A 16527-nucleotide genomic window follows, 5' to 3' on the forward strand; every position below is an offset into this window, starting at 1 on the left:
TTCTATACTTACAAATTCCACTTCATTTTGAGTATTATTTCTAGTATGAAACACAGTTACCACCGCCTTGTATTGTTACTTATATTATAACAAATTAACGCGGTGAATTGTTAAAGTATTCTAAATAAAAACAGGCTGGCGAGGGTTTTTCGACAGCCTGAAAAAACATCCATGTGGATGTTTTTTTATTTTATCAAGAAAAGGGGAGAGGTTATTTCATTAACGTTTCTTTGATAATTCTTGTAATAGTCGTTTACCTTCTTCAGTCAAATAGACGTTCTCGTTTTTTAGTAACTGCTGAGCTAGATTAGGTGTCATTTGGCTGCTTTTTGACTCAGACACTTGGCACACTCCTTTCTATTTCACATTAGTAATGTATTCAACCTTTACAGATTAAGAAAGGACAAGTGAACTAAAAGGTGAGTGGATTTTATAAATGTACGTTTAACTATTAGAAAACTTGGCATTCGTCAAGCCTTTATGTTGAATTATGGAAAGTATATACTTTCCCATCTGTCAAAAAAGAGGATTTTGGAAAAATATGTCGAATATATCCATAAAGAGACAGAAAAGATGTAATAGGGATACGAAGGGGGAAGGTTATTGCGGAAGGAGAAACCTGTAACAGAAGCAGATAATTATGAAAAACTACTCTTTGATATGTTTTATGGTCGTATATTTCGAACGGCTTATTATATCGTCAAGGATGAACATCTTGCACAGGATGTTGTTCAAGAAACGTTTATAAAAGCCTTTAAACATATAGATTCCGTAAAGGATGGGTATAAATTAGGGGCGTGGCTTGGTTCCATTGCCACACGAACATCCATAGATTTATTAAGAAAAAGAAGAAACTATGTGCCGTTAGAAAACGTCAATATAGATAAAGTGGAAGAATTCGATGTTCATGCATCTCCTGTTGAAGAAAATATGGAAGAAAACTATATAAAAGAGATGCTCCATGAAACTATTAAGAAACTGGAACCACCAGAATACAGAGAGATTGTCTTATTAAAGTATCACTATGAACTAATGGATAAAGAAATAGCAGAGCTGTTGGGTATAAATATAAATACCGTGAAAACAAGGTTTCGACGAGCAAAGCAAAAACTGAAAAGGGCTCTGTATCAAGAAGTGAAAGGAGAGGAGACTTTTTGAAGGAACAACATAAAGATCATTTGGATCCATTGATTCAAGAGATGCTTGAGCAAGAATTAGATCAATCTCCTTCTCCGTCATTATCTAAAGAAGAAGCCTGGAAACGAATAAATAAGGAATTAAGGCATCGTAAGGACAAGAAATTTCAATTCTTTCGCAGGAAAAGATTTTATGCAGTAGCTATTATGTTTGCAATGATTGGAATGCTTGTTTTCCTACCCCAAAATGGGGATGCCAATAGTAAACTCACAGATATTTTCCATGAAATCCGAGGATCAGTTCAACATATTTTTATGAATTCGATGGAAAAGTCGGATGAATTACCTGATGTACCTCTCCCTGATGAGGAATATATTATTGTAGATGATGTTAATTGGGTTACGAAGGAGTTAAGCTTAGAGGAAGCACAGGAAGAAACAGCTTTTAAGATAGTTGTCCCTAAAGAAGTTCCAAGTGAATACGCTTTTGAAAAAGCAATCATACATAAACCAGAGAATGAATTGAGTGAGGAAGTAACGTTACATTACATGGCTGATGAGAAAGAATTTTATGCTACGCAAAAAGTAATTTCTGAGACAGATTTTTCCATGGGTATGACTACTGCTGATGATACAGAAGTCAAAGAGGTAGAAGTAAATGGTTTGCCAGCTAGATTGTTAATTTTCAAGGATGCCTCTACTGAAATCATTTGGATGACGCAACAGTATTATTTTCATATTAGTGGTCATCTAACGGAGGATCAAATTTATAGTGTTGCTAGTTCGTATTAATCAAAGGAGAAAGAATAATGAAAATCGAAGTTAGACAAGAACACCCAAAGGACTATAAAACCATCGAACAAGTTGTGAAACTTGCTTTTGAGGATGTGGAACAAAGTGATCATACGGAGCATCAATTAGTTGCTAGACTGAGAAACTCAGAAGCTTATATCCCAGAATTAGCATTAGTTGCTAACAATGATACAGAAGAACTTATAGGTCATATACTTTTGACGAAAATAAAGATAAAAAACGATAACCAGCAGGTCGATTCTCTTGCCCTTGCACCTGTTTCGGTTTCACCAGAATATCAAAATAAAGGGGTGGGAATTCACCTAGTTACAAATGCTTTAAAGAAGGCAAAGGATCTAGGCTATCAATCTGTAATTGTACTTGGGCATCCGAAATATTATCCGAAGTTTGGATTCAAAAGAGCTTCCATGTGGGGAATTAAAGCCCCTTTTCTGGTAGCGGATGAAGTTTTTATGGCATTGGAGTTACATGAAAATAGTCTAGAAAATGTTTCAGGAGTTGTGGAATACTCAAGTGCATTTTAGTAAAAAAAGCTTACGCCGATAAGTTGGCGTAAGCTTTATCTATATATAATCAAAGGGAGTATTGTTTTGGGCTTTTACTCAAATTCAAGGGAGGAACAAGAATGAGCAAAACGGTCAAGGGTTAATTAAAATTCGGAATCATCTTCAGCATCATCATCTTCTTCATCAGAATCCATACCAGCGTCATCTTCTAGTCCATCATCAGACTCAGACCCTTCTTCTGTTTCAGTATCCGTTTCGGAATCAAACTCGGATTCTGTATCGGATTCAGAATCTAATCCAGACTCGGTATCTGTTTCAGATTCCGTTTCTGTTTCTGAATCAAATTCAACGTCAGAGTCAAAACCATCTACATCTGTTTCTTCTTCAGGTGTTTCTTCTAGACTCGGATCTTCTTCTGTTTCCCCTCCACATGCTGCAAGGGTTAGTACAGTTGCTGCAGATACAGATCCAATCAATATGTTTTTTAGTTTCAATTTCATTCTCCTTTCTAATTGGATTATTATAAATGTAACCCATAAATGTGTGAGTAGTTTGGAAGAATTGTGTTAATAATTTGGGAAAGTTTATGAATGTGTTACAGATTGATAGAATTTGAAAACGAAATGAAATGAAACCGAATGTAGATTTGGCACGTATAATAATTATGACTGGTTGGATAAGGGAGAAGGGGGATGCTTGTATGGGCAATCAAACGATTTATAAAAATGAAGAGGGTAAAAGAATCATTAAAGAAAACTATGAACGGTATTTAGACACATTTGATTTTAATGTTGAGCGTATCTTTGTGGAAACAAGCTATGGGAAAACACATGTCCTTGTTGCGGGGCCAGATGATGGAAAGCCGGTGTTTGTTTTTCAAGGTGGAAATTGTATTAATCCCATGACCTTATCCTGGTTCTTACCTTTGGTAGAGAAATATAGAATATACGCACCAGACACAATTGGTCACCCGGGTTATAGTGATGAAAATAGAATTTCTGCAGAAGATCATAGTTTTGCTCACTGGATTAAGGAATTAATGGATCACTTTCAAATCGATCAAGCCGCATTTATTGGTCCATCCTATGGTGCAGGGATTACGCTGAGATTGGCAACATATATGCCAGAAAAAATTGCTTGTTCTGTACTTGTGGCGCCAGCAGGTATGAGCTTAGGCTCTAAACGAGAGATGATTAGAAAAATATTAATTCCGTTAATCTTTTTTCACCTTACCTCATCCGAAAAATATATTCACAAAATATCGAATGTCATGTCTGATCATTCTATGAAAAAAATGGATCAACATGTGCTTCGAAATATATTTAAATATTTAAAACTAGAGCAGGATATGCCAAAGTTGACGGAGATGGAAGAGTTGCAAAACTATAATTCTCCAACGTTAGTAATTTCTGGTCAAAAGGATATATTTTTTCCAGAAAGTAGGATCAAAGAGGTTGCAACAGATATTATTCCTAATTTAACCGTATTCAAGTCTTATAACATGGGGCATTTTCCATCTAGTGAGTATGTGGAGCGGATAAACGAGGATGTCATGCTGTTTTTAGAAGAACATTATTAGATAATTGTTTTTTAATCCGTTATTTTGCAATTGATGGTGTAGCTACGTTGCATTTTATGGATTCAAAACCGCTGTAATAGGAGTGGATTCACCTTTACCTATTACCCTTGTAATCTTTCTTAAAAAACGACAAAAAAATGAATTGACATGTAAGTCTGTATGCCTTAATATTAACTTCAGCATAAATAAAGTCTATCTTATTAATAGCCGTGGAGACGAGGGGTCGAAGATGCGGTGGCAAGCCAATTTGATTTAGAAGAGTCAAATATGGGGCCCAACCTGAGCGCAAAACTTTCCTAGTTTTGTGAACAATAAGAGGATAAGCAGCTGATATTAATCGAAGCTTTCCTTAGGTTGTAGGAGAGCTTTTTTTATGCTCAAAAATGTAATTTTTTGTAAGTTGAGACAATGTAAAACGTTCTTATCTTACAAACGTGCGACGAAGGCTTTGCTATAGAAAGCAATGTGATAAGTCGAGTTTTTAAATAGGAGTGATTAATATTGGCAGAGAAGATTTTATTTACATCAGAATCGGTTTCAGAGGGGCATCCAGATAAAATAGCTGATCAGATTTCTGATGCGGTATTGGATGCAGCACTAGAACAGGATCCTTTTTCAAGAGTAGCCTGTGAAGTATTTACAACAACAAATACAGTAATTGTAGGGGGAGAAATTACCACTACAGCTGATTTAGATATTGAAATGATTGCACGAAATACACTAATTGAAATTGGTTATACAGACGATCGTTTTGGAATTGACGGACACAGCTGTACCATCCAAGTACTTGTCCACACACAGTCACCTGACATTGCGATGGGGGTTGATTCATCCAGTGATACAAAGGCAGTAGGTGCTGGTGATCAAGGGATTATGTTTGGATATGCGACAAATGAAACGGATAATTTAATGCCTCTTCCAATCGAAATGGCACATACGCTTGTGAGAAAAGCTTCGCAACTTCGTAAAAGCGGAGCATTCCAATGGGCTCGTCCAGATATGAAATCACAAGTAACTATTGATTATACGAATGCAGCTGAACCTCGTATCGATACAGTGTTAATGTCGATTCAGCATGACGAGGATTACGATAAAGAAGCGTTTGAAGCATATGTGACCGAACATATTATTTTAGACACAGCTAGAGAATTCAATTTTTATCACGATTTTCGAATTTTAATTAATCCAACTGGACGCTTCGTTGTTGGTGGACCACATGGAGATGCAGGATTAACAGGGCGTAAAATTATTGTTGATACGTATGGTGGTGCAGCTCGTCACGGTGGTGGAGCTTTTTCAGGAAAAGATTGTACAAAAGTAGACCGTTCAGCTGCTTATGCTGCTCGTTATGTAGCGAAAAATATTGTTGCTGCTGGTCTAGCTGAAACATGTGAAATTCAATTGTCTTATGCGATTGGTGTGAGTGAGCCAATCAGCATTTCAGTTGAAACATTTGGATCGGAGAAGGTATCACAGGAGCAATTGCTACGTGCGATCCGCGAGAATTTTGATTTAACACCATCTGGAATTATCGAGATGCTGGACTTGCGTTTGCCACAATTTAAGCAAGTGGCAGCATATGGACATTTTGGAAGAACAGATGTAGATGTGCCTTGGGAAAGAACGGACAAAGTAGAAAATTTAAAACAAGCCATCTATGAAGTTGCGGGAGTTGGACAGTAATGAACAACGTAAAGGAGCTTGTTACGAAAAGCAACCCATTGGTAGGTCAAGACAAGATGCCTTTGTTCGAAGCGTTAGTCCACTATGCAAAGCAAGATGTAACACCATTTGACGTTCCAGGTCATAAAATGGGCTCGCAAATGGACCCAATGAAAATGGCTGTTGGGGAAATGACGATGCGCATGGATGTAAATTCCATGAAGGAACTAGATTTGCTAAGTCATCCCCAATCCGTGATAAAAGAAGCACAGGAATTAGCTGCAGCCGCATTTGGTGCTGACCATGCTTATTTCTTAGTAAATGGAACAACCGTTGGAATCCAAGCGATGGTGATGAGTGCTTGTAAGCCAGGTGATACTTTAATTGTTCCACGTAATGGCCATAAATCTGTGATGGATGGGATTATTCTCAGTGGTGCGAACCCAGTATTTATGCAACCGGAAATAGATTATCATTTTGGTATCTCTCATGGTGTTTGTGTCCAAAATGTACAAAAGGCGATCGAAAAACATCCGGAAGCGAAAGCGTTACTGGTTACGTATCCGACCTATTTTGGTTCAATGAGTGACTTACAGACCATTTGTCGTCTTGCCCATGAAAAGGACATTGCGGTGCTAGTGGATAGTGCACATGGTGCTCATCTTGGTTTTATGCCTGGCGAGATGGTTGATCCGATATCTGCTGGAGCAGATGCTGTTACCGTAAGTATGCATAAAACAGGCGGATCACTGACACAAAGTTCATTACTACTTCTGAATGGAAATCGAATCGCTTCTGAAAAAGTCCAAAAGATGTTAAGCATGCTACAAACAACGAGTGCGAATTACTTGTTAATGAGTTCGTTAGATGTAGCGAGAAGAGAATTAGCATTATTTGGCCAGGACCGATTTCGACACTTAAAACCAATTGTTGAGGAAGCGATCCAAGAAATTGAATCAGGTTCTCGTTACGAAGTCTTGAAATCTAGCTTTGTAAACGAGTATTTTATCCAAAATCACGACTGGACGAAATTAGTTATCCGAGTGAATGGGATTGGATTAACAGGGTTTCAAGTATATACGTTATTAAAAGAAAATTACGGGATTCAAATGGAACTAGCAGAAGGCTATGTGGTGATGGCCGTCATTACGAGTGCCGATACGAGTGAATCCATTGAGCGATTAGTATTTGCGTTACAGGACATTGAAAATCGGTTTGGGGAGTCTGCAACACTGATGTCTACTCACGTTACGGCAGATCAGGTCAATGAATTGGTAGTAAATCCAAGAGAGGCCTTTTACGCAGAGCATGAGTCGATCGCAATTGATCAAGCAGAAGGACGAATCAGTGCGGATACATTAATGATTTATCCGCCCGGTATCCCGCTAGTTATTCCAGGAGAATTAATATCTCGTGAAGTCATACAGCAATATCATTATTACCAACAGACATTTGGAGAGGTTCTGTCGGAAGCAAAAGAAGCAAACCATATTACAGTTGTAAAGGAGAATGCGTAAATGAGTTTAGAATTGAAAGCCTTAGGGAGACACGTGTTAATTGAGTACTACGGTTGTCCAAGTGAGATTATTGAAAAGAACGCATTGATTGAAAAACTTATGAGAGAAGCTGCAGATTATTCGGGGGCAACTATTGTTGATTCGGTTTTCCACCATTTCAATCCGTATGGGGTATCAGGAGCGGTTATTATTGCTGAATCGCATTTGACTATTCACACATGGCCAGAATATGGTTTTGCTTCTGTAGATGTGTATACTTGTGGTGACTCTGTAAGTCCTTGGAAAGCTGTAGACTACTTGTCTGAAAAGCTACAAGCAAAGAAAACAGAATCATTTGAAGTACCTCGTGGGATGGTGGATAAAATTCGCCAGTTTGCAGAACGTGATATTCGTGAAGTTTCCGTGAAACCAGAATTAGAAGGTGTTAAGTAATGAAATGGTATACCGAACAATGGAGCAATAATTCTAGATTTTCCATTGCATATGACAACGAATTGCATAGTGAAAAAACACCCTTCCAGCAAATTGACTTTTATCAGGGCAAAGAGTTCGGTACCTTTTTCACGTTAGATGGTTTAATGATGGTAAACGAAAAGGATGAATTTATTTACCATGACATGATCGTACACCCTGCCTTTGCGACCAATCCGAACATCAAAAAGGTGTTAATTATAGGTGGAGGAGATGGCGGAACTGCGCGTGAGGTGTTACGTTATCCATCAGTAGATGAGGTTGTCATGGTTGAAATTGATGAGCGTGTATTTCGTTTATGTCAGGAATACTTACCAATAACTGCAAGTGGGGTAGAAGAAGACAGCCGCATGCAGTTGTTGTTTGAGGATGGTTTGGCATATGTGAAAAATGCACCTGATTCATCGTTTGATCTTATTTTAGTTGATTCTACGGATCCTATTTCAGTTGGAGAAGGATTGTTTACGACTGCATTTTATCAAGAATGCTATCGTGTATTGAATGAAAATGGAATTTTAATCAACCAGCATGAATCTCCTTATTTTGAGGAATATGCTGCAAATATGAAAAAGGCACACAAGAAGATAAAAGATATTTTCCCAATTACGAATGTGTACCAATACCATATGCCGACCTATCCTTCTGGCCACTGGTTATTCGGTTTTGCATCGAAACGATTTGATCCGTTGAAGGATTTACATGCAGAAGCATGGAAGGAAATTGGTTTAAACACAAAATACTACAATACGGATTTACATGTTGGTGCGTTTGGGCTGCCAAATTACGTGAAGGAGGCACTTGAGCGTGGGGAATAAACCGTTGAACGTAAGTACCTTCATTGGATGTGAAGCTACGTACGAGGAGGCAAAGATTGTCCTGTTTGGTGTGCCTTTTGATGGAACAACGAGTTTTCGACCGGGAACTCGCTTTGCTATGCAGGCAATTCGACCAGATTCTTATGGGCTAGAAACGTATTCACCTTATTTAGATAAAGATCTGGAAGATATTGCAATCTATGATGGTGGCGATTTAGAATTGCCGTTTGGAAATACAGAAAAAGTCATGGATCAAATTCATGCCTATAGCGAGGATGTTCTACAGGTAGGTAAGAAATTGTTTCTGGTTGGTGGAGAGCATTTAGTCAGCTTGCCAGCTATTCAAGCGGCTTATGAAAAATATCCAGATTTGCATGTGATCCATATTGATGCGCACACCGATTTGCGTGATGATTATATGGGGGAAAAGCTTTCCCATGCATCGGTTATTCGTCGTTGTCATGACTTTTTAGGTGATGGAAGAATTTTTCAATTTGGAATACGTTCTGGCTTAAAGGAAGAATTTGACTGGGCAAAAGAGCATACCTATTTGGAGAAGTTTTCCTTAGATTCACTGGCTGCGAAAATTCGTGAGCTCCAGGATGTTCCAGTGTACATTACGATCGATTTGGATGTACTAGATCCTAGTGTTTTCCCAGGTACAGGAACTCCAGAGCCAGGTGGGATTACGTATCGTGAATTATTGGATGCAATAGGTCAGTTGCAAAATTTGAATCAGATTGTAGCAGCCGATGTTGTGGAGTTATCGCCTCAGTATGATCCATCTGGTGCATCAACAGCAGTAGCTTGTAAGACGATTCGTGAGATGTTGTTGACGTTAGGGAAGTAAGTTTTTGTGAAAAATATGGAGATACAATTCGTAATTGAATTTGTATCTCCTTTTTTATATAAACTAGTATAGGGTTTATCAAAATTTCTCCATCGTAATCGCAAAATTACTTACTTGGTCCTGTGCTATACTTAGTTAACTCCGGTATAAAATAAGCAATTGTAGCAGAAAGAAGAGCTAAAAATAATGTAAATAAAAAGGGACTTTGACTACTTTTAATTGCAACTTCTTGAGAAAGATTAGCACCCATCCCCCAAGCCTCTGCTATATCTGGAGTATATACATATGTCAGAAACAATCCAGACAAGACTTGGAATAATGAAAACAATATTAAAAAACTTATGATAAAAATAATATACTTTTTCATGGGTTACACTCCAATTATATTGATGCTTATAATTCCATACGCATTTGAATAGAAAAAGTTTCACTTTGGATATCTATCCTTTTGTTATAGATAGGTAATATTTATGAACGACGTTAACTCTATATTGTTATTTCATTGTACTTTTTAGCAGATGTAAACTTGAAATAATGTAAATACGAAAGCTCTCTTCTAATTTATCGTATAACACCAAAAAGATGTTATAGAATAATTTAAACTTAAATCAACGATTGTAATTCCCAGTGTAACATAGTACCTTCCTGTTTTTGCCTAACCATCTGTAATTTCTCTAACACTCTAATAGAAGGAATATTATCCACGTGACATTTAGCAATTACTTTATCAACTTGATCAAAAGAAAATGCCCATTTAAATAATGCCTCCACTGCCTCTGTAGCAAACCCTTTCCCTTGTGCTGAAGGTATAATACCATAGCCTACCTCAACAGTATGATCAGAATTTGGTTTCCCTTTAAATCCAATATCACCAATAATTTTATTGTCTTTTTTGTCGATTACAAACCAAGGTCCCCAGCCTAGTAGGGAGGGATCCTTTGCAAGTTCCTCTAGGTGATAGGTTATATGTGGGCCTATATCATAACGATCTTTGGTAATTGTTGAAACCATTTTTTCTGTACAAGGAACGATTATTAATCTGTGAGTTTCAATTTTCATTATTATTCTCCTTTATTAAGAACTAGATAAGTGTGGGTTAAATTAAATGCAAGTTAATGCTTATTTTAAATTATTTAGAGAATTTATAATAACAATTTTTGCTATATGATAAATTATAGCGGATAGCTTCTTTTTTATAACATTTTCCAAGAGATTGTTGTTAATATCAAGTTATGAATCTTAAAGAGTAATTACTTTAAGCGAATTTTCTTTAAATAACCTAATAGGAGAAATAAAATGTTTAAGTTATTGATGTCTCATTGCATATTTCCAACTCCAAACATAAATAAAACAGCGGATTTTTATGAACAAAAACTAGGATTTCGTTCAGTTCGGTATTTACATACTAGTGAACCTCATATTTGCCTATACCGTGACCAGATAGAAATTATTTTAACAAAGACAAATGGACAAAAAGTGATTCCAAATAGAACATTATATGGCTATGGCTATGATGGATACTTTATCACAAAGGATCAAGAGGGGCTTCAACAAGAATTTAACAATGAGGGGGTTAAAATAGTACGTGCTATAAACGATACAGACTATAAAAATCACGAATTTGTAATTGAGGATATTGATGGAAGGTGGCTAGGATTTGGGATTAAGGTCGATTAGCACATGATTTAAAGAAAAAGATGGTTGTCAATATTGTTTGAAACTTTCTATTACATGAATGGAATAATATGCAACATAATATGTAAATCTAGTACATTCATTGTATAAAAAGAAGTGTTTGTTATGAATAATCGAACTGTATGTTTACTGTTGATTGGATTATAGAAAGGAAAATAGTAAAGCTGACTTTATTGTCATATTTGAAGAAAAAAGAACGGGTTGATCAAATATTTATTTAACAACACAGATGTGGAATTACTTATTGATATTGTTCTTCCTCGAAATATCAGCTCAAATAGAGTCATACAAAAATGTGGTTTTCGGTTTCATAAACATATAAGTATTGAAGAACAACTATATGATCTTTACATTCTTTCTAAAGAAAAATGGAAATGCATTTGATAATATATCCTTCATAAAACCGCCTATATAAATGATAAAGGACAAAGGGAAATGAAAAGATGTCGTACGATGAACTTTCACATATGTTGTTAGTGGAAAAAGCACAGAAAGGAAGCCAGGAAGCACTAAGTAGTCTGATCAGTCAGCATCGAATGAAAATGCTTCAATGGGCCAATAAAATAGTGCAGAATTCTGCAAAAGCTGAGGACATCGTTCAAGACGCTCTTATTCAAACACTTCGTCATATTGACAGTCTGGATGACCCAGAAAAGTTTTTACCTTGGCTCAGGTCCATCGTCCGCAATCAGTCTTTGATGACTCTCCGGTCGTCAAGCGTTCGGGGTGAATCACTCTATGATGATAGATCATTAGATGAAATTAGTAGTCACTTTCAACATAGCCATCTCGATGAGCCATTCACCTATACACTTGGTACGCAACTGCTTTCGGAGATGGAGGCGGGGATTGATAGGCTGGGGAAGCGAGAACAGGCTGTTATCCGATCGCATGTGCTGGAAGGCTTGAGTATTTCGGAGACAGCAGAACGAATTGGGATCAAGAGTGGAGCTGTCTACACCGCATTATCACGTGCAAGGAAAAAGTTGAATGATTTTCGCTTTGAAGATGAGTTAGATAAATATATTTCTTCAAGACGTCGATTTGGAAAACCAGATAATGGAGGAAACGTTAATGTACAATATTATAGTTATGCGGGTGCCTATGATACGTTGTCATCGATGATAATGCTCACTGCTAGTTCGATAGGTTCTCACCAGTTAACACTGACGGATGTTTTTGCCGCCACGGGACATGCATTTCGATTCCATGCTACAGATGACCTTGGGGTTAGTGGACCGTATGCCCACGATTGGACTTCATCGGTATTATCCGGTATGGAAAATCTAGGATTGTCAGCAAATGTACACGGTGGATCTGGTTATCAGTTGAAACATCCTGATGAATTGACGGATTGTATGGAAGACGTATTTCAAGCACTTGAAGATGGAATTCCGGTTATTTCTTGGGGACTGAATAATGCAGAGTTTGGTCTAATCACTGGATATAACGATAAAACGAAGAGCTGGACCATTATGGACACTTCCACAAGCCGTAAAAAGCTGCCTTACTATAAATTGGGTAGAATGCAGCATCCTATGGATTGGTTTGTCGTAATACCGAAGAAAAACAAATACAGTAAACAACGAACATACCCCATTGCTAGTATGTTGTTACAAGCGGTTAAAAACATCCACGGATTGGATCGCAGTGACAATGATTTTTCGGTCAGTGGAACTGCTACGTACAGCAAGTGGATAGATTCATTCAATCGACAGCAATCAATTAATCCTCTTAGTGTAGCGTATAATTTAGCTGTAGTACGGGAGTCACGGTTCCATGCTTCAAGATTTTTACATACACTCCTAGACGATAGCAGGCAGGGGAGACCACTTCCAGAATCAGCACTATCGGCCATAGTTCATTCAACTCAACTATTTGATTCTATTTTTGTAAAAATGAAGACTATCACCGAGCTATTTCCACTTCCATATGGCGCAGATCCTACTGCACCTGGACCAGCTGATCGTGCAGCACAATTATTAAACCGTGCCTCTGCAGAAGAAATCGAAGCAGCCAACGCATTAGAAGAAGCAGCTTGGATATTAAATCGAAAAAATCCTACGTAATTTTTTAAAAAATATATGTAAGAAAAAAATGATTTCATGCATCACATTCTTTGAGGGCAATATAGGTCCATTACTATCAAGGAGGCTTTTAAAATGAAAGAAAACGAAACATTAGAAGTGAAGTCTAGGAATGTTCACCCAATTCGTAATAAGGTGGGCGGAGTATTTATGCATGTTAGCAATATGGAACAGTCGATCAATTGGTATCACAAGTTATTTGGTATGTCTGAACGATCTGCTTCAACGGAAAAGGTACATTCGATTACGATGGACGGTGGGTCCGATTTTGTATTGGATCAAAATGGGTTTGATAGTGGATTACCTACAGAAGACAGAGCGATCCTGATGTTTGATTCCCCAGATGTACGGGCAGCTTATAGGTTTGTAAAGGATTCTGGAATTGAGATTGTTGAGGATATTATGGATTTTCCGGGCATGTCCTTTTTTACCTTTAGAGATCCAGACGACAACCTACTCATGGTTTGTGGTGACCCAGGAAGTGATGACGATAAAGAAGAGGAACTTTCCATTACGGCTCAACAAGAGATTAGCTATGATGCTGGAGGCACGCGTTTGGTTGTAACTAAGGAAGCTACACACTCCAATATAACTCCTAATGGACTTGAACTAACAGGTAATGCACGTACGGAGACTACGTATGAAACACCTTTACGAATTGAAACAACTGTACGTATAGATAAAGGATCTCTTTATCTAACTTTCAGTCGTCATGGGTTAGTGGCTTTGAATTTTGGTAATTCGCCTGAGGTACAAGAAAAAGGTTATGGAAATGATTTGTATATTGTAAATCCTAAACTGAATAAACATTTTACATTCCATGATAAGGGCTCCATTCCTATTGGGCAGTGGGCTCATGTAGAATGGACAATTAATGAACGGAGCATGGAGATCCATGTTGACGGAAAACTGTTTCATCGTCAGGATGGGTATTTCGGAAACTTAGTCGGTCAGGCGGGAATCGCGGGTGTAATGGGCAAGACAACTGTTAAATCTTTTCATGTAGAAACCTTGACTGATCAGGAGAAAACGGCTGACCTATCGGTTAAAAGAGGAGAAGTGGAAGAAGATCGCTTGGTTGCTGATACTGCGTGCCATGCGGTAACAACCAGTGAAGGACTATGGCTTAGCTGTGATGAACGTTGGGGATACGCAAGTACGGATAATACTTATTCCGTTCCGTTCTCACTGAAAACAGATATTCATAGTTTTACACGCTCGGTCGTGTTATACGGGGGACATTCTGCTCGAATTAAATGGAGTTCTGAAGGTAATCTTTGCTTCACCGATCCTATTACAAAAGAGGAAATATGGGTTCAGAATGCAGAATTGCCATACGACTCTTTTGCATCAATCGAGTGGAAAATGGATGCTGATAAAACTTCCATTACAGTAGACGGTAACACCATTTTGGAACGAAAAGGCAATTATGCATCATGTCGATTTAAATTGGGGATTGGTGCAGATGTAGGCAGTGCAGTGACTGTCAAATCTGTTCATATTAATTAAATTATCTATTGTTTCAATAGGATTAAAAGGAATCTATTCCCAATAAGGTCTTGTGCGGGAAATTAAATTTAGGAGAATTATATGAAGGTAATAAAAGACAATAATATTAGATTACGTCCCATTCGACTGCCGGAGGATTTACCTATTGCACTTCCTTGGTATCAAGACGAAGAAGTTCTATATTTTTCTGAAGGTGTAGGTACTTCTGCTTACGGTTTACCTACAATTGAAAGAATGTATAAGTACCTGACTACAGTTGGAGAAGTCTATCTAATCGAAGTACATGATAGACATAATTGGCTTCCAGTTGGTGATGTCACTCTATCAAAAGACATGATTCCAATCGTAATAGGTGATCAAGATTATAGAGGAAAAGGTATTGGCAAACGTGTAATAAAGCTTCTAATTGAACAAGCTAAGGAGTTTAATTGGGAGCAAATAAAAGTTAATAAGGTTTATGAGTATAATGTCGCTTCTAGGAAATTATTTGAAGGCTTAGGCTTTAAACAGACAGCTACTAATGTAGATGATTCTAGAAGGAAATATTATAGTTATGAATTAAAGTTAGAATAAGAGTTTGAAAGTCTAAGAGGGGATAATTTCATGGATATTATGTTGGATCAGGCATTAAAGAAACTCCGAAATGAAAATATCTTGCCAGGTCAAGTAACCAAAATAGGTGAAGGTGCTTGGCATAGGGTTTACAAGCTAGAAGACTTACGGGATGAAGAATTTGTATTAAGAATAAAAAAGAAGGAAGCTTATGGTGAAGTACAAGATTTTGATTCAGATGAGTTGTGTTCTGAATATGAGTCTACTAGATCTTATTATCAGCATGCTAATGAGAGTTGTTCGAATGTATGCCCATCCTTTTTCCAATATTTTATAGAGGAAGATTTAGTTTTCACCTTAGAAACCTTTATGGGAATTGGGCAAGATCTATCCTTACTTACGAACAAGGACGCAATTTCCTATGGAAAAAGACTAGGGTATTTCTTTAAGAAAATTCACAATAAATCTCCAGTCATAAAGGGTTTCGGAAATTTATATTGGAATGGAGAGACCTTACAAGGAAATAATCATCAATCTATTAATGAACTTTGGGAAGAGGATAATGATCATTATATAAAAATACTGTATGTATTAAACCATTCCAAATTGGATTTCAACAAAGAAAATGTAACTGAAAACGTAAATGATTTGATTAAGTGTAGAAGGAAACAGATTCAAGAAGTATCACTCGTAAATCAAGATATAACACCAGAAAATATTATCTTAAATACTGGTAAGATATCCATCATTGATCCGTTTCCAAAGCTAGATTTTGGCTTGAAATACGCTGCCTATTTTGTTTTCTGTTATAAATTTCTTTTACCATCCTTCTCAAACGCTCCTAGATATATTAATAATGCCTATAGTGAAAAGAGCGGTATTCTTAACGATATAGCTGAAGGATATATCAAAGGCTATTTCCATGATATGAGTCTTGATGAATATACGAATCAAGTGAAGAGGTTAATGGATGAGTATACTTTATGGATGTTACAAGAAGCGTATGAGCATTATGAAGTATTACATGAGGAAAAGTTAACCAACAAAATAATACAGCAAATGGGACCTAGGGAAGTTATTGATGAAAGGTTAAATTTAATCATAAGAGAATTAGAAACTTTGTGCTCTAGACGGTATTAGATATTTTGCTAATAGATGCATTTGCTTTATCCAAGCAAATGCATCTATGAATAAGTTAATTATTGAAAACCTCATTGCAATATGGTACATTTAATAAAATTTAGAGGTGAGGAAAATGCGTCAAATTAGGATTTCGTTCTCACAATTACATCATCATATCAAGTAGCCTTGCTATTCGATTTTAAATATCGTAAA

At 37.0% G+C, this 16527-nt stretch carries 18 protein-coding genes; 14 read left to right on the forward strand and 4 right to left on the reverse strand.

Annotated features, from left to right (window positions below; all coding sequences use genetic code 11):
• Positions 1 to 219 precede the first annotated feature (219 nt).
• Positions 220 to 342 carry a hypothetical protein gene (locus GMD78_RS21790; RefSeq protein WP_281349734.1) on the reverse strand — a complete coding sequence of 41 codons (123 nt, stop codon included), beginning with the start codon at positions 340 to 342 and terminating at the stop codon, positions 220 to 222.
• Positions 343 to 603: 261 nt separating this feature from the next.
• Between GMD78_RS21790 and GMD78_RS19910 the strand changes: the two genes are divergently transcribed.
• From GMD78_RS19910 to GMD78_RS19920, 3 genes are read left to right on the forward strand one after another with little or no spacing between them, the layout of a single operon-like run.
• A complete protein-coding gene (locus tag GMD78_RS19910; protein WP_155671559.1) occupies positions 604 to 1158 on the forward strand; it encodes an RNA polymerase sigma factor in 555 nt (184 codons plus the stop codon).
• Complete coding sequence (locus tag GMD78_RS19915; RefSeq protein ID WP_155671561.1) at positions 1155 to 1928, forward strand: DUF4367 domain-containing protein; 774 nt, start codon at positions 1155 to 1157, stop codon at positions 1926 to 1928. The genes GMD78_RS19910 and GMD78_RS19915 overlap by 4 nt, the downstream gene beginning before the upstream one ends.
• Positions 1929 to 1945: 17 nt before the next feature.
• Positions 1946 to 2473, forward strand: a complete 528-nt coding sequence (locus tag GMD78_RS19920; protein ID WP_155671563.1) for a GNAT family N-acetyltransferase — start codon at positions 1946 to 1948, stop codon at positions 2471 to 2473.
• Between the two features lie 125 nt (positions 2474 to 2598).
• Here the strand turns inward: GMD78_RS19920 and GMD78_RS19925 are convergent, their stop codons facing one another.
• Positions 2599 to 2949, reverse strand: coding sequence for a hypothetical protein (locus GMD78_RS19925; protein ID WP_155671565.1), 351 nt, complete (start codon positions 2947 to 2949; stop codon positions 2599 to 2601).
• Between the two features lie 206 nt (positions 2950 to 3155).
• Here GMD78_RS19925 and GMD78_RS19930 point away from each other — a divergent pair, with 206 nt between their 5' ends.
• The 6 genes from GMD78_RS19930 (at position 3156) to speB (ending at position 9349) form a co-directional block, all read left to right on the forward strand.
• Entirely contained in the window at positions 3156 to 4034 is an 879-nt protein-coding gene (locus GMD78_RS19930; protein WP_155671567.1) for an alpha/beta fold hydrolase, read from the forward strand.
• A gap of 501 nt (positions 4035 to 4535) precedes the next feature.
• Positions 4536 to 5717 (forward strand): methionine adenosyltransferase, encoded by a 1182-nt coding sequence (gene metK / locus GMD78_RS19935; RefSeq protein WP_155671569.1) that lies wholly within the window; start codon positions 4536 to 4538, stop codon positions 5715 to 5717.
• Positions 5717 to 7213: an aminotransferase class I/II-fold pyridoxal phosphate-dependent enzyme gene (locus GMD78_RS19940; protein WP_155671571.1), complete on the forward strand. Its 1497-nt coding sequence runs from the start codon at positions 5717 to 5719 to the stop codon at positions 7211 to 7213. The genes metK and GMD78_RS19940 overlap by 1 nt, the downstream gene beginning before the upstream one ends.
• On the forward strand, positions 7214 to 7645 hold the full coding sequence (gene speD, locus GMD78_RS19945; RefSeq protein WP_155671573.1) for an adenosylmethionine decarboxylase: 432 nt from the start codon (positions 7214 to 7216) through the stop codon (positions 7643 to 7645).
• Entirely contained in the window at positions 7645 to 8499 is an 855-nt protein-coding gene (gene speE, locus GMD78_RS19950) for a polyamine aminopropyltransferase (protein WP_155671575.1), read from the forward strand. Before speD ends, speE begins: the two co-directional genes overlap by 1 nt.
• Positions 8489 to 9349: an agmatinase gene (speB, locus tag GMD78_RS19955; protein ID WP_343042453.1), complete on the forward strand. Its 861-nt coding sequence runs from the start codon at positions 8489 to 8491 to the stop codon at positions 9347 to 9349. The genes speE and speB overlap by 11 nt, the downstream gene beginning before the upstream one ends.
• Before the next feature lie 106 nt (positions 9350 to 9455).
• Here the strand turns inward: speB and GMD78_RS19960 are convergent, their stop codons facing one another.
• Both GMD78_RS19960 and GMD78_RS19965 read right to left on the reverse strand, forming a co-directional pair.
• Positions 9456 to 9716, reverse strand: coding sequence for a hypothetical protein (locus GMD78_RS19960; protein WP_155671579.1), 261 nt, complete (start codon positions 9714 to 9716; stop codon positions 9456 to 9458).
• A 236-nt stretch (positions 9717 to 9952) separates the two neighbouring features.
• The gene (locus tag GMD78_RS19965) at positions 9953 to 10408 is read right to left on the reverse strand and encodes a GNAT family N-acetyltransferase (protein WP_155671581.1); all 456 of its coding nucleotides are present in this window, start codon (positions 10406 to 10408) and stop codon (positions 9953 to 9955) included.
• Between the two features lie 237 nt (positions 10409 to 10645).
• Between GMD78_RS19965 and GMD78_RS19970 the strand changes: the two genes are divergently transcribed.
• The 5 genes from GMD78_RS19970 (at position 10646) to GMD78_RS19990 (ending at position 16332) form a co-directional block, all read left to right on the forward strand.
• Positions 10646 to 11026: a VOC family protein gene (locus GMD78_RS19970; protein WP_155671583.1), complete on the forward strand. Its 381-nt coding sequence runs from the start codon at positions 10646 to 10648 to the stop codon at positions 11024 to 11026.
• Positions 11027 to 11487: 461 nt separating this feature from the next.
• Positions 11488 to 13113: an RNA polymerase sigma factor gene (locus tag GMD78_RS19975; protein WP_155671584.1), complete on the forward strand. Its 1626-nt coding sequence runs from the start codon at positions 11488 to 11490 to the stop codon at positions 13111 to 13113.
• Positions 13114 to 13206: 93 nt separating this feature from the next.
• Positions 13207 to 14640, forward strand: a complete 1434-nt coding sequence (locus tag GMD78_RS19980; protein WP_155671586.1) for a VOC family protein — start codon at positions 13207 to 13209, stop codon at positions 14638 to 14640.
• Positions 14641 to 14721: 81 nt separating this feature from the next.
• Positions 14722 to 15213 carry a GNAT family N-acetyltransferase gene (locus tag GMD78_RS19985; protein ID WP_155671588.1) on the forward strand — a complete coding sequence of 164 codons (492 nt, stop codon included), beginning with the start codon at positions 14722 to 14724 and terminating at the stop codon, positions 15211 to 15213.
• Positions 15214 to 15243: 30 nt separating this feature from the next.
• The gene (locus GMD78_RS19990; RefSeq protein WP_155671590.1) at positions 15244 to 16332 is read left to right on the forward strand and encodes a hypothetical protein; all 1089 of its coding nucleotides are present in this window, start codon (positions 15244 to 15246) and stop codon (positions 16330 to 16332) included.
• Positions 16333 to 16527 lie beyond the last annotated feature (195 nt).

This window comes from Ornithinibacillus caprae (assembly GCF_009728145.1).
Taxonomy (GTDB): Bacteria; Bacillota; Bacilli; order Bacillales; family Amphibacillaceae; genus Ornithinibacillus; species Ornithinibacillus caprae.

What these genes read in the sequence shown, in the direction of transcription:
- speE (WP_155671575.1), top strand. Translation starts at nt 7,645, where the DNA reads ATGAAATGGTATACCGAACAATGGAGCAATAATTCTAGATTTTCCATT.
- GMD78_RS19940 (WP_155671571.1), top strand. Translation starts at nt 5,717, where the DNA reads ATGAACAACGTAAAGGAGCTTGTTACGAAAAGCAACCCATTGGTAGGT.
- GMD78_RS19990 (WP_155671590.1), top strand. Translation starts at nt 15,244, where the DNA reads ATGGATATTATGTTGGATCAGGCATTAAAGAAACTCCGAAATGAAAAT.
- GMD78_RS19965 (WP_155671581.1), bottom strand. Translation starts at nt 10,408, where the DNA reads ATGAAAATTGAAACTCACAGATTAATAATCGTTCCTTGTACAGAAAAA.
- GMD78_RS19980 (WP_155671586.1), top strand. Translation starts at nt 13,207, where the DNA reads ATGAAAGAAAACGAAACATTAGAAGTGAAGTCTAGGAATGTTCACCCA.
- speD (WP_155671573.1), top strand. Translation starts at nt 7,214, where the DNA reads ATGAGTTTAGAATTGAAAGCCTTAGGGAGACACGTGTTAATTGAGTAC.
- GMD78_RS19975 (WP_155671584.1), top strand. Translation starts at nt 11,488, where the DNA reads ATGTCGTACGATGAACTTTCACATATGTTGTTAGTGGAAAAAGCACAG.
- GMD78_RS19985 (WP_155671588.1), top strand. Translation starts at nt 14,722, where the DNA reads ATGAAGGTAATAAAAGACAATAATATTAGATTACGTCCCATTCGACTG.
- GMD78_RS19920 (WP_155671563.1), top strand. Translation starts at nt 1,946, where the DNA reads ATGAAAATCGAAGTTAGACAAGAACACCCAAAGGACTATAAAACCATC.
- GMD78_RS19970 (WP_155671583.1), top strand. Translation starts at nt 10,646, where the DNA reads ATGTTTAAGTTATTGATGTCTCATTGCATATTTCCAACTCCAAACATA.
- GMD78_RS19960 (WP_155671579.1), bottom strand. Translation starts at nt 9,716, where the DNA reads ATGAAAAAGTATATTATTTTTATCATAAGTTTTTTAATATTGTTTTCA.
- GMD78_RS19930 (WP_155671567.1), top strand. Translation starts at nt 3,156, where the DNA reads ATGGGCAATCAAACGATTTATAAAAATGAAGAGGGTAAAAGAATCATT.